General features: G+C 69.8%; 13 protein-coding genes. 3 read left to right on the top strand and 10 right to left on the bottom strand.

Annotated elements, in window-relative coordinates:
* Positions 1–54 precede the first annotated feature (54 nt).
* Complete coding sequence (locus tag OHA21_RS40485; protein ID WP_328464331.1) at positions 55–924, top strand: hypothetical protein; 870 nt, start codon at positions 55–57, stop codon at positions 922–924.
* Positions 925–934: 10 nt separating this feature from the next.
* On the opposite strand, the gene ccsB is transcribed toward OHA21_RS40485, so the two are convergent.
* Genes ccsB through hemL form a run of 6 tightly spaced genes read right to left on the bottom strand, consistent with a single transcriptional unit; the run spans position 935 to position 6851 of the window.
* Entirely contained in the window at positions 935–1888 is a 954-nt protein-coding gene (ccsB, locus tag OHA21_RS40480; protein WP_328464329.1) for a c-type cytochrome biogenesis protein CcsB, read from the bottom strand.
* A complete protein-coding gene (resB, locus tag OHA21_RS40475; protein WP_328464327.1) occupies positions 1888–3495 on the bottom strand; it encodes a cytochrome c biogenesis protein ResB in 1608 nt (535 codons plus the stop codon). The genes ccsB and resB overlap by 1 nt, the downstream gene beginning before the upstream one ends.
* On the bottom strand, positions 3492–4298 hold the full coding sequence (locus OHA21_RS40470) for a cytochrome c biogenesis CcdA family protein (protein ID WP_328464325.1): 807 nt from the start codon (positions 4296–4298) through the stop codon (positions 3492–3494). Before OHA21_RS40470 ends, resB begins: the two co-directional genes overlap by 4 nt.
* Positions 4298–4858 (bottom strand): TlpA family protein disulfide reductase, encoded by a 561-nt coding sequence (locus OHA21_RS40465; RefSeq protein ID WP_442874982.1) that lies wholly within the window; start codon positions 4856–4858, stop codon positions 4298–4300. Before OHA21_RS40465 ends, OHA21_RS40470 begins: the two co-directional genes overlap by 1 nt.
* On the bottom strand, positions 4855–5511 hold the full coding sequence (locus OHA21_RS40460; RefSeq protein WP_328464323.1) for a histidine phosphatase family protein: 657 nt from the start codon (positions 5509–5511) through the stop codon (positions 4855–4857). Before OHA21_RS40460 ends, OHA21_RS40465 begins: the two co-directional genes overlap by 4 nt.
* A 2-nt stretch (positions 5512–5513) precedes the next feature.
* A complete protein-coding gene (gene hemL / locus OHA21_RS40455; protein WP_328464321.1) occupies positions 5514–6851 on the bottom strand; it encodes a glutamate-1-semialdehyde 2,1-aminomutase in 1338 nt (445 codons plus the stop codon).
* A gap of 114 nt (positions 6852–6965) precedes the next feature.
* Between hemL and OHA21_RS40450 the strand changes: the two genes are divergently transcribed.
* Positions 6966–7292 (top strand): STAS domain-containing protein, encoded by a 327-nt coding sequence (locus tag OHA21_RS40450; protein WP_328464319.1) that lies wholly within the window; start codon positions 6966–6968, stop codon positions 7290–7292.
* 76 nt (positions 7293–7368) lie between these two features.
* On the opposite strand, the gene OHA21_RS40445 is transcribed toward OHA21_RS40450, so the two are convergent.
* The 4 genes from OHA21_RS40445 to OHA21_RS40430 form a co-directional block, all read right to left on the bottom strand.
* On the bottom strand, positions 7369–8166 hold the full coding sequence (locus tag OHA21_RS40445) for a hypothetical protein (RefSeq protein WP_328464317.1): 798 nt from the start codon (positions 8164–8166) through the stop codon (positions 7369–7371).
* A gap of 99 nt (positions 8167–8265) precedes the next feature.
* The gene (locus OHA21_RS40440) at positions 8266–9750 is read right to left on the bottom strand and encodes a pectate lyase (RefSeq protein ID WP_328464315.1); all 1485 of its coding nucleotides are present in this window, start codon (positions 9748–9750) and stop codon (positions 8266–8268) included.
* Positions 9751–9871: 121 nt separating this feature from the next.
* Positions 9872–10420, bottom strand: a complete 549-nt coding sequence (locus OHA21_RS40435) for a response regulator (RefSeq protein ID WP_328464313.1) — start codon at positions 10418–10420, stop codon at positions 9872–9874.
* A gap of 18 nt (positions 10421–10438) precedes the next feature.
* Positions 10439–14836 carry a HAMP domain-containing protein gene (locus OHA21_RS40430; protein WP_328464311.1) on the bottom strand — a complete coding sequence of 1466 codons (4398 nt, stop codon included), beginning with the start codon at positions 14834–14836 and terminating at the stop codon, positions 10439–10441.
* A gap of 172 nt (positions 14837–15008) precedes the next feature.
* On the opposite strand from OHA21_RS40430, the gene OHA21_RS40425 reads away from it, so the two are divergent.
* Positions 15009–17051, top strand: coding sequence for a SpoIIE family protein phosphatase (locus OHA21_RS40425; protein WP_442874981.1), 2043 nt, complete (start codon positions 15009–15011; stop codon positions 17049–17051).
* Positions 17052–17090: the final 39 nt, after the last annotated feature.

Genomic DNA, 17090 nt, shown 5'->3' with positions numbered 1-17090 from the left:
TGGAGCCCCTGGCAGCCCCGTCACTCGTGATCGGTTACTCGCGTTGAGCGGGGCGTGAAGCTCCGCAACGTGGCCCGGTGGTGTGCCCTGACCGGAATCGTCGCCGGCCTGGCGGTCGCCGGGCCGGCGATCTCGGCCCGGGCGACGCGTCTGCCGGAGTGCGCGCCCGGCCCGAAGTCGACCCGTCCGCCGACCGGGCCCGCCGGGCCGAAGGCCCCGGGCGCCTGCCGCGCCTCGGGCCGGATCCTGGAGTCGGGGGTACGCATGACCCGCCCCGGGAACGGCTTCACCCCCAGCGGCTACCACCATCTCGGGGCCGGTACGAGCGGCGAGTGGAGCGGCGTCTCCGGCCGGTTCTCGATCGTGGACGGCTCGATCCGCCCGAACACGTACGACTTCGTGGCCGGCCGGTTCATGGCGAAACGGGACATGGGCGGCGGCCAGATCCGGTGGCTGGAGGCGGGCTGGGCGGAGACCGGCTGGGCCACCCCCGGCCGCCAGCACATCTACACGTTCAACACGAACACCAACGTCTGGCAGTTCCACAACCAGTACGCGGTGCGCCCCGGCGACCAGATCTGGTTCGACCTGAACTCCGACGCGAACGGCGTCTGGCGGGCCTGGCTCTGGTGGAACAACCGGTGGAACCTGCTGACCACCCAGAAGCTGCCGATCGGCGCGACCGCGCAGATGGAGCAGTACGTCGAGGTGCACGTCGACAGCAGCCGGCCGGCCCGGATCGACGTGCCGAAGGTGACCGTGGACAACGTCCGGTTACGCCCGGCGGACCGTGGACCGGCCCGGTACTGGCGCGAGGACGTGGGCACGCTTACCGGCGCTGAAGTCAATCAACAGCAGCGCCGGGGCGGTTTCTGTCTGGACTGGGTGACCCGTTACGACACGTGGACAGCGGGCGGCTGCTGAGGCCGTCGGGTCAGCCCGCGTCGGCGTACGAGTGCAGGCCCTCGAAGAACAGGTTCACGCCGAACAGGTTCATCAGCATCGTGACGAAGCCGAGCAGCGCGATCCAGGTCGCGGTCGTCCGCTTCACGCTGGGCGTGGCCCGGGCGTGCAGGTAGGCGGCGTAGACGATCCAGGAGATGAACGCCCAGACCTCCTTGGGGTCCCAGCCCCAGTACCGGCCCCAGGACGCCTCGGCCCACAGCGGTCCGGCGATCAGCGCGCCGAACGTGAAGAGCGGGAAGGCGAAGGCGTGCAGCCGGAAGGTGAGCCGCTCCAGCCCGGTCGCGTCGGTGACATGCTTGCCCAGCGTGTACGGGAAGCTGCGCTTGCCCTCGTCGTACCCGTTCTTGATCAGGAACATGGCGGCCGGCACCGCGCCGATCAGGAAGATCCCGGAGGAGACGATGATCGTCGACACGTGGACGATGAACCAGTACGAGTTCAGCGCCGGGACCAGCGGGCCGACCGGGGTGTAGGCGATCAGGTTCGCCGCGCCGAGCAGCACCACGAGGGTCAGCGAGGTGAACAGGCCGAGGTGCCGGACGGCCGGCTTGCGGATCAGCACACCCGCCCAGACCACGGCGCCGACCAGCGTCGCGGAGAGGATGTACTCGTACATGTTGCCCCAGGGCATCCGCTCGGCGGCGATGCCCCGGGTGGCCGCGGAGCCGAGGTGCAGCGCCAGGCCGAGGAAGGTGAAGGCCACCGCGATGCGGCCGGACCACTCGCCCCGGGTCAGCTTCGCCTTCTCCTCGACCGGGGGCGCCTTTCCCACGACGGGCGCCCCGGCGCCGACCAACTCCCGGACGGCGGCCCGGCCGACCCGGCTGCGCTTGCCGAACGCGTACTCACCCGCATGACTGATCATGGCGACCAGATAGGCCAGCACGGTGAACGCCATGAGCTGGTCGGACAGCTCCGCCATCAGGACTTTCCTTCCTTGATAACGCCTTGGGTCAACGCCTCGAACTCGTCGGCGAACCCGGAATAGTCGGTGCGGGGCAAACCACCGGCTTCGATCACGCTACTCCCCGTCTCGCCGGGGGCCGGCGAGACCCGGAACCAGACCCGGCGGCGGTGCACGGCGAGCGAGAGCATCAGGCCGATCAGGCCGAGCACCGAGCCGATGAGCAGCACGAACTGCGTCGGGTCGTACCGGATGGAGAGGGTGGCGAACTGCCGGGTGCCGACGAACTCCAGCTTGCTGCCGTCGTCCAGGGTCCAGGTTTCGCCGGGGCGCAACACGTACGGCCGCTCGCCGCTGATCTTGGCCAGCTTGCCGTTCGCGATCTGGCCCCGGTCCAGCGAGTAGACCGAGCCCGGGATGCCGACGTCCAGGCCCAGGTCACCCCGGTAGGCGGCCAGGTAGAGCACCGGATTGTTCTCGGCCGGGAACTGCGAGCGGGCACTGCCGTCGGTCCCGCCGGTGGGCAGGTAGACGCCCTCGAAGCCCATCTGCAGCTTGTCGTCGCGCTTGTTGGTCTTCGGATCGATGTTGACGTCCGGGAACTGGGCGACGCCCTCGCTGGTCAGCATCCCGTCGGTGGGCAGGAACGGCACGATCTTGGTCTGCTGGACGCCGTACCGGTCGGTGAACCGCAGCACCGGCGCGTAGCCTTGACCGAGCAGGTAGACGTTCGCCCCGTCCAGCCGCAGCGGGTCGTTCACCGTGAACGACCGGATCTGATCGGTCCCGCCGCCCTCGCTGACCGCGACGGTCGCCAGGAACGACTTCGGTACGCCGTTCGCCTGGTAGCTCGCGTCGAACTTGTCGAGCTTCATGCAGAAGTCCGGCAGGTCGTCCGTGGACACCTGCGGGCCGAGGGCCGAGTCGTCGAACTGGGTGAGCGTGTTGCAGAAGCCCTGGTCCGGGCCGGCCACCAGCAGGCGGTTGGCGTGCCAGCCGTACCAGTGCCCGAAACCGACGCCGATCAGCACCGCCAGCATGGCGAAGTGGAACAGCAGGTTGCCGGTCTCCTTGAGGAAGCCCTTCTCCGCCGAGATGGTCCAGGAGCCGTCCGGCAGCTCGCGCAGCCTTGTCCGGAAACGACGGCCGCGCAGGAACTTCGCGATGCCTTCGGCAGTCGCTTCCGGAGCCTCCGGGCGCGAGGTCGCGGCGAGATGCTGCGGCAGGCGGTCCATCCGCTTCGGAGCATCCGGGGGTACGGTCGTCAGCGCGCGAACGTGATCACGAAGCCGGGGCAGCACACACCCGACCAGTGAGGTGAAGAGCAGCAGGTAGATCGCCGCGAACCACGGTGACGAGTAGACGTCGAAGGCGAAGAACCGGTCGAGGGTCGGCGCCAGATCCGGGTGCGCGGCGAAGTACTCCGCGACGTTCTCCCGGTTCACCGTCCGCTGCGGGAAGATCGAGCCGGGTACGGCCGCCACCGCGAGCAGGAAGAGCAGGATCAGCGCCGTACGCATGCTGGTCAGTTGCCGCCACGAATTGCGCAGCAGGGCCCACAGCGGGTTGACGCGCCGCGGCGGTGGCGCGTCGGCCGTGGCGGGCCGGTCCTCGACCACGGTCATAGGTACAGCTCCTGACCGAAGTTGAGGGTGGTCATCAGCCAGGCCAGGAAGTAGTTCCACTGGCCGCTGATCAGCGTCACGCCGATGACGAGCATCAGTGCCCCGCCGATCCGGGTCACCCAGCGGCTGTGCCGGCGGATCGCCTTGAAGACGCCGAGCAGCCGGCGGAAGAAGAGCCCGAACAGGATGAACGGGATACCCAGCCCCAGGCTGAAGGAGAGCGCGAGGATCACCGCCCGGTCGGTCTGCCCGCTCGTGGCGGCCAGCGCGCCGACCGCGGCCAGCGTCGGGCCGATGCAGGGGATCCAGGAGACCGCGAAGATCGCCCCGAAGACCGGCGCGCCGAGCAGCCCGGCGGCCGGCAGCTTGCTGATCCGGGCCTCCCGCTGGAAGCCGGGGATCCAGCCCAGGTAACCCAGGCCGAGCACGATGATCAGGGCGCCCAGGACGACGTTCAGGGTGTCCCGGTGCATGATCAGGGTCGCGCCGATGTTCGCCACCATGGTCATGAGCAGCGTGAACACGACCGCGAAGCCGAGCACGAAGAGGCTGCTGCCGAGCAGGACCCGGCTCTTCAGGGCCACAGTCCGGGTGCGGGTCGCGACCGCGCCCTCTTCTTGACGACCGGTGCCCATCGCGGTGTCGAGGTCGGAGCCGGCCAGCCCGGTGACGTACGACAGGTAGCCCGGAACCAGCGGCAGTACGCACGGCGAGAGGATGCTGACCAGACCGGCGATGAGCGCCGCGCCGATCGCCAGCAGCAGCGGCCCACTCATCGCGGTGTTCTGGAAGGCGTCGCCCATCAGGGGTTCCCCTCCGCGGCCACCCGTTCCACCAAAGGCTGGAGCTCACCGGCGGTGGTGGCTCGGCGGATGGCGACGGCGATCCGGCCCTGCCGGTCCAGGATCAGCGTGCTCGGCGTGCTCGCCTGGGTCGGGTCGAACTTGACGGCCAGCTTGGCGTCCGGGTCGAAGATGCTCGGGTAGGTGACCCGGCCCCGCTCGAAGTTGATCGCCGCGTCCCGTTCGTCGCGCGCGTTCACGCCGACGAACGTGACGTTCTTGTCCTTGGTCGCCTGGTACGTGCTCTCCAGGTCGTCGGCCTCGGCCCGGCACGGCGCGCACCACGAGCCCCAGAAGTTGACCACGACGACCTTGCCCCGGTCGCCGGCCAGGTCGTAGTCGGCGCCGTCGAGCAGCTCCCCGGTCACCCCGTCGACCAGCGGCCGGTTCTCCGGCGTGCACTGGACCACCTGGTCGGCACTCTCGCAGTTCGCCGTCCAGCTGTCTTCGCCGCAGCCGGCCAGGAGCCCGGCAGCGGCGAGCGCTGCGACGGTGACGGCCACGCGGCGGCGCACGGTCACGCCCCCTTGGCGGTCTTGGCGGTCGCGGACATGGCAACCAGGTGCGCGGCGGGCTCCGAGTAGTCGATACCGACCACCTTGGACCCCTCGAAACGGAACGAGGTCAGGCTGGCCAGCCCGCACTCCCGCTTACGCGGGTCGTGCCAGAGCCGCTTGCCCTCCACGTACCGGCGCAGTGTCCAGATCGGAAGCTGGTGCGAGACGCAGACCGCCTCGTGGCCCTCGGCGGCGACCCGGGCGGCCTGCACCGCGGCGAACATCCGCTGCGCGATCACCAGGTAAGCCTCGCCCCAGGACGGGGTGATCGGGTCGCGCAGCACCCACCAGTGCCGCGGGTTGCTGAACGCGCCGTCGCCGACCGAGACCTTCTTGCCCTCGAAGTAGTTCGCACTCTCGATCAGCCGGATGTCGGACGCCGTCTCCAGCTTGAACTCGGCCGAGATCGGCGCCGCGGTCTCCTGGGCACGCTCGAGCGGACTCGCGACCACATAGGTGATGTCCCGGCCCGCCAGAGTCTCGGCCGCGGCCTTGGCCATCTGATGACCCAGCTCCGAGAGGTGGAAGTCGGGCAACCGGCCGTACAGAATCTTGTCCGGGTTGTAGACCTCACCGTGCCGGAACACGTGCACCGTGGTCTTGGTCGGCTCGCTCAAGGTCAGACTCCCGCTGCCGCTCGGGCCGCGTGCGGCACCGCCGCGGCGATCTGTTCCAATGCTGCGTCGTCGATGGCGGTCGAGACGAACCACGACTCGAAGGCGCTCGGCGGCAGATAGACGCCGCGCGAGAGCATCGCGTGGAAGAAGGCCTTGAACGCCGCGGCGTTCTGGGTCTTCGCCGAGTCGTAGTCGACGACCTCCACATCGGTGAAGAAGATCGAGAACATGTTGCCCGCGTACGACAGCCGGTGCGTGACGCCCGCCGCGCTCAGCGCCTCCGAGCAGAGCGAACCGATCGTGTTCGCCAGGTCGTCGAGCCGCTTGTAGACCGCGTCGTCGGCCAACCGCAGCGAGGCCAGGCCGGCCGCGCAGGCCAGCGGGTTCCCGGAGAGGGTGCCGGCCTGGTAGACCGGGCCGGCCGGGGCCAGCCGCGACATGATCTCCCGGCGGCCGCCGAACGCCGCAGCGGGCAGGCCACCGCCCATCACCTTGCCGAAGGTGAACAGGTCGGCGTCGACCGGGTGCAGCCCGGCCCAGCCGCCCGCGGAGACCCGGAAACCGGTCATCACCTCGTCGATGATGAGCAGCGCGCCGTGCCGGTGGGCGATCTCGGCGAGCTTGCCGTTGAAGTCGTCGCGCGGCGTGACCACACCCATGTTGCCGGGCGCCGCCTCGGTGATGATCGCGGCGATCTCGCTGCCCTCTGCGGCGAACGCCGCCTCGACCGCGGCGACGTCGTTGTACGGCAGCACGATCGTCTCGCTGGCCGCGGCGCCGGTGACGCCGGGCGAGTCGGGCAGGCCGAGGGTGGCGACGCCGGAGCCGGCCGCGGCGAGCAGCGCGTCGACGTGGCCGTGGTAGCAGCCGGCGAACTTCACGATCTTCGACCGGCCGGTGAAGCCGCGGGCCAGCCGGATCGCGGTCATGGTCGCCTCGGTACCGGAGTTGACCAGCCGGACCTCGTCGATCGGCGTACGCCGGACGATCTCCTCGGCCAGGTCGACCTCGCCGGCGGTGGGCGTACCGAAACTGGTGCCCAGCGCGGCCGCGCGCTGCACGGCCTCGATGATCTCGGGGTGCGCGTGCCCGTGGATCAGCGGCCCCCAGGAACAGACCAGGTCGACGTAGCGCCGCCCGTCGACGTCGGTCAACCAGGGCCCGGAGCCCGACGCCATGAACCGCGGCGTGCCCCCCACCGCCCGGAACGCACGCACAGGTGAATTGACCCCGCCCGGCACGATGGCCTGGGCGCGGTCGAACAGGGCCTGGGAGACCGGGGCATCCTCCGGGTACGGAAGCTCCGCGGTGGGATATGTCGTGGTCACAGCGGTTCCCATTCTGTCAGCGGCGTACGTCGAGTATTCCTGGAGGGTTCTTCACGTCACCTTCAAGCGTCCGGCCTGACCGCGCCTGACAGGCCGTTTCGCCCGGAAGAGGATAGGCTGAGCCGCGTGGAGCGACCCGAACTGTCGATCGCGGTTCAGCGCGCCCCGGACGAGGTAGTGATCCAACTCGCCGGGGAAATCGACGTGCTCACGGTGTCTGAGCTGTCCACGGTCGTCAACGAATTGCTGCCCGAGCCGCCGGCCCGGATCATCCTCGACATGGCCGGCGTCACCTTCTGCGACTCGCAGGGCCTGGGCACGCTCGTGGTGCTCAGCCGCAAGGCGCAGCACGCTCAATCCGTGCTGTCCCTGACGAACGTCGGCGAGTTCCTGATGCGGGTGCTGGACATCACCGGGCTGCGCAGCGCGCTGATGATCAGCAGCACCGCCTGAACGACCTGGCATACCGCGATGCTTGCACACCGCCGGTACACGTTTCCTGTGGGCGGCGTCGGCAGTGGAATGAAGCTCAGGTTCCGGAGAACTCGCCGCTGACCGGCACGGTGGCGCCGGATGCGGTGGTGGCGACCACGGCGTAGGCGTCGGCGTCGGCATTCCGCCCGCCCTCGGCATGCGTGTATCGCGCCGCGAAGGTGTAGGTCCCCGGCTCCATGGTGTCGCCGGAGGACAGCACGAAACGGTAGACCAGCGCGTCCGCCTCCTCGGCGACCGTGCTGGTCACGCTCGCGCCGGGCACCTGCTGACTGCCGCCGCGCGAGACCAGCTCCGGGGTACGCGTCACCCGGACCGTCACCTCCAGCGCGGTGAGCCGCTCGGTTGTTCGTACCGTCACGACGCTGCTGCCTTGGGAATCGCTGTCCGGAGCGATCGAACCGTCGGCCTTGAGCGGCGTGCTCGCCGTGGCGGGCGCGCTGGACGGCGACGGCGGCGCGGGCCTCGACCGGCTCGGGGACGGGTTCGCCGTGGTCCTGGTGGAGCTCACCGACGGTGGAGTGGTCGGTGTGGCTGTTGGGGCCGGCTCGCTCGGTGACGGGGTCACCGGCACGCTGACCGTCGGCTGCACCGGCTGCGGCCGGGGCTCGGTGTCACCGGCGAGCGCCCACTGGGCGAAACCGCCACCCCCGAGCACCGCGGCCACCGCGACGGCGGCGCCGGCGACCCGGATCCGCGGTGCCGGCTTCCGCTTGGCCAGATGGTTGCGCATGGCGGTCTGGGTGATCCGGTCGAGCATGGCTTCCCGGTCGGGCCGGTGCGCCGCCGCCTCGGCGCGCAACGCCGCGCGCAGCTCAGGTTCGATGAGCGTCATCGCGCCGCCTCCCAACCGTCGATTCGTGCCGTGGCGACGCGGTCGCCGCTGAGTGTGGGGCCGTGGCCGCCGGGGTCCCGTCCGGCGGCCACGGGCGGATCACTTGAAGGTGATGTCGGACGCGGTGTACTTGCAGTACGTGCCGTCCGGGCCGGTACCGACCTTGGTCGGCTCCTTGCCGCTGTTGTTGCCGGTGAACCTGACGCAGATGTCCAGGCTCTTCTTGCCGACCACGGTGATCTTCGACAGGGTCGCGGTGTCGCCGTAGTTCTGGTTGATGCCGACCAGGCTGCCGGCCGGGGCGGTGGCGGTCACGTTCTGCACGACGACCGCGCGCTTGTGCTGGGTGGAGCAGTTGCCGCAGGACCGGTAGAGCTTGCCGAAGTCGGAGACCTGGAAGTTCTTGATGGTCAGCGTGCCGCCGCCGTTGTGCTGGAAGACCTTGTCGTCCGCGCCCTTGGCGCCGCCGCCGTCGACGGTGTAGGTCGCCGAGGCGCCGCCCTTGAAGGTGGCCGCATCCTCACCGACGTTCTCCCACCACACGTTGATCAGCGTGCAGGAGCCGGAGCAGTGGACGCCGTCCGCGGCCGGGGCGCCGAGGATGACGTTCTTCAGCACCGCACCGTCGGCCAGCTTGAACAGCGGGTCCTGGCCCTCGTCCTGGCCGTCGCCGCCCAGCGCGCCGCTGCCGTAGTAGCGGACGTTGCCGCCGTCGAGCGTGCCGGAGACGGCGATGGTCGCGGTGACCGGCTTGGTTCCGGTCGCAGCCGGCCACGCAGTCGTCGTCCCGGTCGCGGTCGGCGTCGGCGCCGGGGTGGTGGCCGTCTTGGTCGGCGTCGGCGACGCGGTCGCGGTCTTCGTCGCCGTGGGCGACGCGGTGGCGGTCTTGGTGGCCGTCGGCGACGCAGTCGCGGTCTTCGTCGCGGTGGCCGTCGCGGTCGCGGTGGGCGCGGCGCCGAGCGGGTTCACCGAGACGTCGTCGAACGAGGCCGACGCGTAGCTGGTGACCAGGCCGATCCGGCCGGTGCCGGCCAGCGCGCCGGTGCCGGAGGCGACCTTGACGCCGTCGACGTAGCCGGTCACCGTGCTGCCGGAGACGTCGACCTTCAGGGTGTGCCACGAGGTCAGGTTGCTGACCGCGGCCGAGCCGAGCGCGGTGATCGCGCTGCCCTTGACCGCCTGCAGCTCGGCCTTGCCGGCGCCGGTGAGGGCCAGCCGGTACATCGTCGAGGAGCCGCTGGCCCGGGCCGCGACACCGGCCAGACCGCTGCCGAGGCTGACCGGCTTCACCTTGGCCTGGACCGAGTAGTTCGTCCACGAGGTCTCACCGGCGAAGACGCGAGCCAGCTCGCTGTCCGCCTTGGACTGCCGGTAGACCTTCGAGCCGTCGGAGACCACGGCCCAGTTGCCGCCGGACTTGGACCAGCCGTTCGCGCCGTCCTCGAAGTTGTCGTCGAAGAGGGTGGCGGCCGAGGCCGACGGAACGAGGACGGCGACCAGCGCGGTGACGGCGCCGGCCGCACCCGCCGCGCCGAGGCCGGCCACCAGGCGACGACGCCGGCGGCTCGGGGCTGCTTCGGGCATTGCGTGCCGCATGTTGCTCCTAACCAGGGGATGAAGACCGCATGATCAAGCGATCACGCCCCGGTAGTGGCGCGGCTGCCCAGCAAGGTTGTTCAGCGTGACCCAGGTCACACTTGAGGGGTCAGCTCCCCCAGCGGGCCTTCTCCAGCAGGTCCAGCGCCTCCGCGGCGGCCGCATCGCCACCACCGCGGAGCACCCGGGCCGCCTCGTCCACCGTGTCGGTGAGCCGCTGCCACTGCGCGTCCCGCTCCTTCGACGCCTCGGCCTGCGCTTTGAGCTGCTGATTCTTCGTCCAGAGCTCGACGAAGATCGACACCTTGGCGCGCAGCACCCACGGGTCGAAAGGCTTCGTCAGATAGTCGACGGCACCCACCGCATACCCCCGGAGGGCCAGCTGGGCATCCCGGTCGGCCGCGGTCAGGAACAGGATCGGTACGTGCCGGGTGCGCTCCCGCCGCTTGATGTGGCTGGCCGTCTCGAACCCGTCCATGTTGGGCATGTGCGCGTCCAGCAGGATCACCGCGAAGTCGTCGGTGAGCAGCTGCTTGAGCGCCGCCTCGCCGCTCTCCACGGCCACCGGTGTGACCGGCAGGCCCTGGAGGATCGCCTCCAGGGCCAGCAGGTTGTCCCGCCGGTCGTCGACCAGCAGCGCCTTGGCGCGCTCACCCACGCGTACTCACCTCGCCCTTCAGCCGCGTTCCGGCTCGTTGTCCTCCGCGTTCACCCAGCGCGCCATCAATTCGATCAGCTCGTCCAGGTCGACCGGCTTGGTGATGTAGTCGCTGGCACCGGCAGCGAGCGCCGACTCCCGGTCGCCCGGCATCGCCTTCGCCGTGAGGAAGACTACCGGCAGGTCCTGGAAACGCTGGTTGCGCCGGATTCCCCGGGTGGTCTCGTAGCCGTCCTGATCCGGCATCATCGCGTCCATCAGCACGATGTCCACCTCGGGATGCTCGGCCAGGATCCGTACGCCGTCCACGCCGTTGTCCGAGTAGAGGACGTGCAACCCGTGCATCTCCAGGGCGCTGGTCAGGGCGAACACGTTCCGGACGTCGTCGTCGATGATCAGCACGGTGGCGCCGTCCAACTGCCGGCCGCCCGGGATCACCGCGGGTTCCTCCTGCCGGGCCGCCACCAGCGCCGGCATCTCCATCAACGGCAGGTCCAGCGAGGCGGCCGGCCGCACCGACACCGCCTTGGCCGGCACCGCGGGCAGCGCCGGCATCGGGATCGCGTCCGGCACCAGGGCTTCCGGCATGTAGAGGGTGAACGTCGAACCGCCACCCGGCACCGATGACACGGTGATCGTGCCGCCGAGCAGCGCGGCGAACTCGCGGCTGATCGACAGGCCCAGGCCGGTGCCGCCGTACTTGCGGGTGGTGGTGCCGTCGGCCTGCTGGAACGGCTCGAAGATGATCGCCAGCTTCTCGTCCGAGATGCCGATGCCGGTGTCGGTGACCGCGAAGCCGATCACCTGCCGGCCGGTGACCATCGACGGCATGTCGAGATCCGGGTCCGGGGAGGCCGGGAAGATGCTCAACGTCACCGAGCCGCTGTCGGTGAACTTGACCGCGTTCGACAGCAGGTTGCGCAGGATCTGCTGCAGCCGCTGCGGGTCGGTGACGATCGAGTCGGGCAGCTCGGGCGCCACGTCGACCCGGAAGTCCAGGCCCTTGTCGTCGGCCTGCGGCACGAACGCCTGCTCGACATAGCTCCGGATGCCGTCGAAGTCGACCACGTCGGGCTCGACGTCCATCCGGCCCGCCTCGATCTTCGACAGGTCGAGGATGTCGTCGATCAGGGAGAGCAGGTCGGAGCCGGCGCTGTGGATCGTACGAGCGAATTCGATCTGCTTGCTGCTCAGGTTCTGCTCGGTGTTGTCGGCGAGCAGGCGGGCCAGCAGGAGCAGGGAGTTGAGCGGCGTACGCAGCTCGTGGCTCATGTTCGCCAGGAACTCGGACTTGTACGTGTTCGCCCGGGACAGCTGCTGCGCCTTCTCCTCCAGGCCCAGCCGCGCCAGCTCGATCTCCCGGTTCTTCAGCTCGATGTTGGCCTTCTGCTCGCTCAGCAGCTTGGCCTTGTCCTCCAGCTCGGCGTTGGTGCGCTGCAGCTCGGCCGACTGGTCCTGCATCTCCCGGGCGAGGCGCTGCGACTGGGCCAGCAGCTCCTCGGTACGCCGGTTCGCCTGGATCGTGTTCAGCGCGACGCCGATCGTGGCGACCAGCCGCTCCAGGAACGTCAGGTGCAGCCCGGAGAAGGCGGCCACCGACGCGAACTCGATCACGCCGAGCATCTCGCCCTCGAACAGCACCGGCAGCACGACCAGGTCGTTCGGCGCCATGGTGAGCAGGCCGGACCGCATCGTCAGGATGCCGTCGTGGGTGGCTCGCACCCGGATGGTGCGCCGGGAGACGGCCGCCTGGCCGACCAGGCCCTCACCCGGTCCGAAGGTCACCTCGTGATCGCGGGCCACGTAGCCGTACGCCGCGGCCAGCCGCAGGCGCATCACCGCTTCCTCGTTGTCCACCAGGAAGAAGGCGCCGAGCTGCGCGTCGACCAGTGGCGTCACCTCGGTCATGATCATGCGGCAGACCTCGCCGACGTCCCGCTGACCCTGCAGCAGGCCACCGATGCGGGCCAGGTTGGAGTCGAGCCAGCCCTGCTCCGCGTTCGTCTTCGTGGTGTCGCGGAGCGTGACGATCATCTGGTTGATGTTGTCCTTGAGCTCCGCCACCTCGCCCTGCGCCTCGACGGCGACGCTCTGGGTCAGGTCACCGCGGGTCACGGCGGTGGACACCTCGGCGATGGCGCGCAGCTGGATGGTCAGCGTGGAGGCGAGCTGGTTCACGTTGTCGGTGAGGTCGCGCCACGTACCAGAAACGCCCTTGACCTGGGCCTGACCGCCCAGCTTGCCCTCCGAGCCCACCTCGCGCGCCACGCGCGTGACCTCGTCGGCGAAGGACGAGAGCTGATCCACCATCGTGTTGACGGTGTTCTTCAGCTCCAGGATCTCGCCGCGGGCGTCGACCGTGATCTTCTGCCCGAGATCGCCCTTGGCCACCGCGGTGGTGACCGAGGCGATGTTCCGCACCTGGGCGGTCAGGTTCGACGCCATGTAGTTCACGTTGTCGGTGAGGTCACGCCAGGTGCCCGCGACACCCCGCACCTGCGCCTGACCACCGAGCTTGCCCTCCGAGCCCACCTCGCGTGCCACTCGGGTCACCTCGTCGGCGAACGACGAGAGCTGGTCGACCATCGTGTTGACGGTGTTCTTCAGCTCCAGGATCTCGCCCTGGGCATCGACCGTGATCTTCTGCGACAGGTCGCCCTTCGCCACCGCGGTGGAGACCTGAGCGATGTTCCGCACCTGGCTGGTCAGGTTGGACGCCATCGAGTTCACGTTGTCGGTGAGGTCACGCCACGTGCCCGCGACACCCCGCACCTGCGCCTGACCGCCGAGCTTGCCTTCCGTGCCCACCTCGCGGGCCACACGGGTCACCTCGTCGGCGAACGACGAAAGCTGGTCGACCATCGTGTTGACGGTCGACTTGAGCTCGAGGATCTCGCCGCGGGCGTCGACCGTGATCTTCTGGCCCAGATCGCCCTTGGCCACCGCAGTGGTGACCGAGGCGATGTTCCGCACCTGGCTGGTCAGGTTCGACGCCATGTAGTTCACGTTGTCGGTGAGGTCGCGCCACGTACCAGAAACGCCCTTGACCTGGGCCTGACCGCCCAGCTTGCCCTCCGAGCCCACCTCGCGCGCCACCCGCGTGACCTCGTCGGCGAACGACGAAAGCTGGTCGACCATCGTGTTGACGGTGTTCTTCAGCTCCAGGATCTCGCCGCGGGCGTCGACCGTGATCTTCTGCGACAGGTCACCCTTCGCGACGGCGGTGGAGACCTGCGAGATGTTCCGGACCTGGGCGGTCAGGTTCGCGGCGAGCTGGTTCACGTTCTCGGTGAGGTCGCGCCACGTACCGGAAACGCCCCGGACCTGGGCCTGACCGCCCAGCCGGCCCTCGGTGCCCACCTCGCGCGCCACCCGCGTGACCTCGTCGGCAAACGACGACAGCTGATCCACCATCGTGTTGACGGTGTCCTTGAGTTCGAGGATCTCGCCCTGCGCGGCCACCGTGATCTTCTGCGACAGGTCACCCTTCGCCACCGCGGTGGAGACCTGAGCGATGTTCCGCACCTGGCTGGTCAGGTTCGACGCCATCGAGTTCACCGAGTCGGTGAGGTCCTTCCAGGTGCCGGCCACGTTCGGCACCTCGGCCTGGCCGCCCAGCTTGCCCTCGGTGCCCACCTCGCGGGCGACCCGGGTCACCTGCTCGGCGAAGAGCCGCAGGGTGTCGGTCAGGCCGTTCATCGTGTCGGCCAGCTCGGCCACCTCACCGCGAGCCGACACGGTGATCTTCTGGGACAGGTCGCCGCGGGCCATCGCGGTCGCCACCTGCGAGATCGAGCGCACCTGGTGGGTCAGGTTGGAGGCCATCGTGTTCACCGAGTCGGTGAGGTCCTTCCAGGTGCCGGCGACGCCGCGGACGTCGGCCTGACCGCCCAGCTCGCCCTCGGTGCCCACCTCGCGGGCCACCCGCGTCACCTCGTCGGCGAACGACGACAGCTGGTCCACCATCGTGTTCACGGTCCGGCCGATCCGCAGGAATTCACCGCGTAGTGGTCGGCCGTCCATCTCCAGCGCCATGTGCTGGGAGAGGTCACCCTCGGCAACCGCCACGATGACCCGGGAGATCTCCGTGGTCGGCCGGGCCAGGTCGTCGATCAGCGAGTTGACCGAGCGGACGCTGTCCGCCCAGGCGCCGTCCAGGCCCTCTTCGTCGAGGCGTTCGGTCAGCCGGCCGTCGCGACCGACGATCCGGCTGATCCGGCGCAGGTCGAGGTTCTGCCGTTCCTGCAGCGAGACGACCTCGTTGAACGCCTCCGCCACGGCCCCGGCCATCCCGCCACGGCGGGGCAGTCGAACCTTGAGATCGCCGCGGCGCACTCGTCGCAGCGCATCGGCGAGCTCACCGAGCAGAACGGTCTCGTCGGGCACGCCGACGCTGGCTTCTTTCGCCGCTGTCATGCTGTCCTCACTCGCTGTCCAACTGAAGCCTGTTCAAGACCTTGGGTGGTGCACCTGCCGTGCCGTCCTGAACGAGCTTCGCCGCCGGGGGTTCCCTATCCTCTCTCGCCCGACCGGGTCAATGCGAGAGACGACTTTGTGCATACACCCGTCCACGGGAGAGGATGCATGGGTGCCAGCCGAGGTCGGAACCAGGACGAGCATCCCATCAGGGGCTCAGTCCGAGACCATGGTGCGCCGCACCAGGTTGCCCAACGATCGGCGGACCCCCGCGGCAGCCCGCGCGCTGGTCCGTTCCGTGCTCGAGGAAACCGGTCTGGTCAGCCTGCTCAACGAGGCACTGCTGCTGACCACTGAGCTCTCCACGAACGCGGTGGTGCACGCCAACACCGACCTGGAGATCGAGGTCACGGCCGACCCGGGCGGACTGACCGTCACGGTCACCGACTTCGCGCCCGGCCCGGTGGAGCAACTCGCCGTCGGCCCCCGCAACGAGACCGCCGACATCGGTGAGGTCGCCGAGCGCGGCCGCGGCCTGCTGCTGGTCGACCACTTCGCCAGCCGGTGGGGCACCGTGCACGAGGGCGACGGCAAGGGCGTGTGGTTCCGCCTCGACCAGCGGCAGGACGGTCCGGGCGGGCCGGTCGTCCGCGTGCCGGCCCAGTCCGAGACCCCGAGCCTCGGCGCGCTCACCGGCCTGCTCCGCAGCGGCTCGGACCGGCACTCCGACGAGGGACTCGCCGACCTCGCCACCGACCTGCTCTCCCGGCTGGCCCGGCTGACCGGCGCGGCCGGCGGCGTGGTGCGGCTGGACCGCGGCGACGGCATGGGACGGCAGCTGCTGGCCCGGTACGGCCGGGCACCGCGCGACAACGCCGACATCATCCGGGTGCCGCTGAGCACCCACCGGCCCTACTCCGGAGAGCTCGAACTCGACGCCGCCCCCGTCGGCTACGCCCAGTCGCTGGCCGCCATGGTCGCCGAACGGTTCTCGCTGCACCTGGAGAACGACCGGCTCCGCCGCGCCGACGTCCGCCGGCAGACCTGGATCACCTTCCTGGCCGAGGCCAGCGAGCTGCTCGCGCAGTCCCTCGACGTCAACCTGACCATGGCCCTCATCCCGCAGCTGGTGGTGCCCCGGCTCGGCCAGTGGTGCGCGGTGCACACCACCGACGCCTGGGGCCGGCTCCAGCTCGCAGCCGCCACCCATGCCGAGGAGTCGGCGCTGGCCCAGTTGCACGCGTCCCTCGCCGAGGCGGGTCCGGAGTCGATCCTGGCCCGGCTCGAGGAGGCGTCCCGGCTGGGCACCCAGGTGATGTTCGGGGCGCCGCTGGAGGGATACGCGGTGCCGCTGGTGGCCCGGGGGACCCGGCTGGGCACGCTCGCCGTCGGCCGGCACCCGAAACACCGGCATGATGCGGACGAGGTCGCGGTCCTGGAGGACGTGGCCCGGCGAGCGGCGCTCGCCATCGACAACGCACGGATCCATGATGAGCGGCGTACGGTCGCGCGTACGCTCCAGGCCTCCCTGCTCCCACCCGCGTTGCCGCACGTCGACGGCATCGGCTTCGCCGCGGAGTACGTGCCGACCGGCTCCGAGGTGGGCGGCGACTTCTACGACGTGGTCCCGTTCGGCGAGGAACAGTGGCTGGTCGTGGTCGGCGACGTCTCCGGCAAGGGCGTCCAGGCGGCGACCGTGACCGGCCTGGTCCGCGACGTGATCCGGATCCTGGTCGACGACGGCAAGACGCTCAGCGAGATCCTGTGGCGGGTCAACCGGACGCTCGTACAGCGTGGTGGTGGCAGATACTGCACACTCGCCATGGCCTCGGTCACCCGCAAGGGCGACAACCAGCTCAACGTCTGCCTCCACCTGGCCGGCCACGACCGCGCCGTGCTCGTCCGCGCCGACGGCAAGACCGGCTTCGTGGGCGAGGGCGGGACCGCGCTCGGCCTGCTGGAAACGATCACCAGCCCGGACGTGGCGGTCACGCTGGGGCCTGGGGACTCGCTCATCTTCTACACCGACGGCGTCACTGAGCGCCGGCGTGGGCGGGAGCTCTTCGGCTCCGGCCGGCTGCGGGAGGCCTGCGCACCGCTCGCGGGATATCCCGCTGATGTGATGGCTGCGCGGTTGCGCTCCACCACGATCAATTTCTCGGTGGAGGAGCCTCGGGACGACATCGCCATTCTGGTTCTGCGCAACGACGCATAAGCGTACGAACTGGGCTTGAGTTTGGCTCTACTTCGCAGG

This window comes from Actinoplanes sp. NBC_00393, from assembly GCF_036053395.1.
In the GTDB taxonomy this organism is placed as follows: Bacteria; Actinomycetota; Actinomycetes; order Mycobacteriales; family Micromonosporaceae; genus Actinoplanes.
The sequence above is the reverse complement of the archived record's forward strand: the minus strand, read 5'-3'. Positions and strand labels throughout refer to the sequence as shown.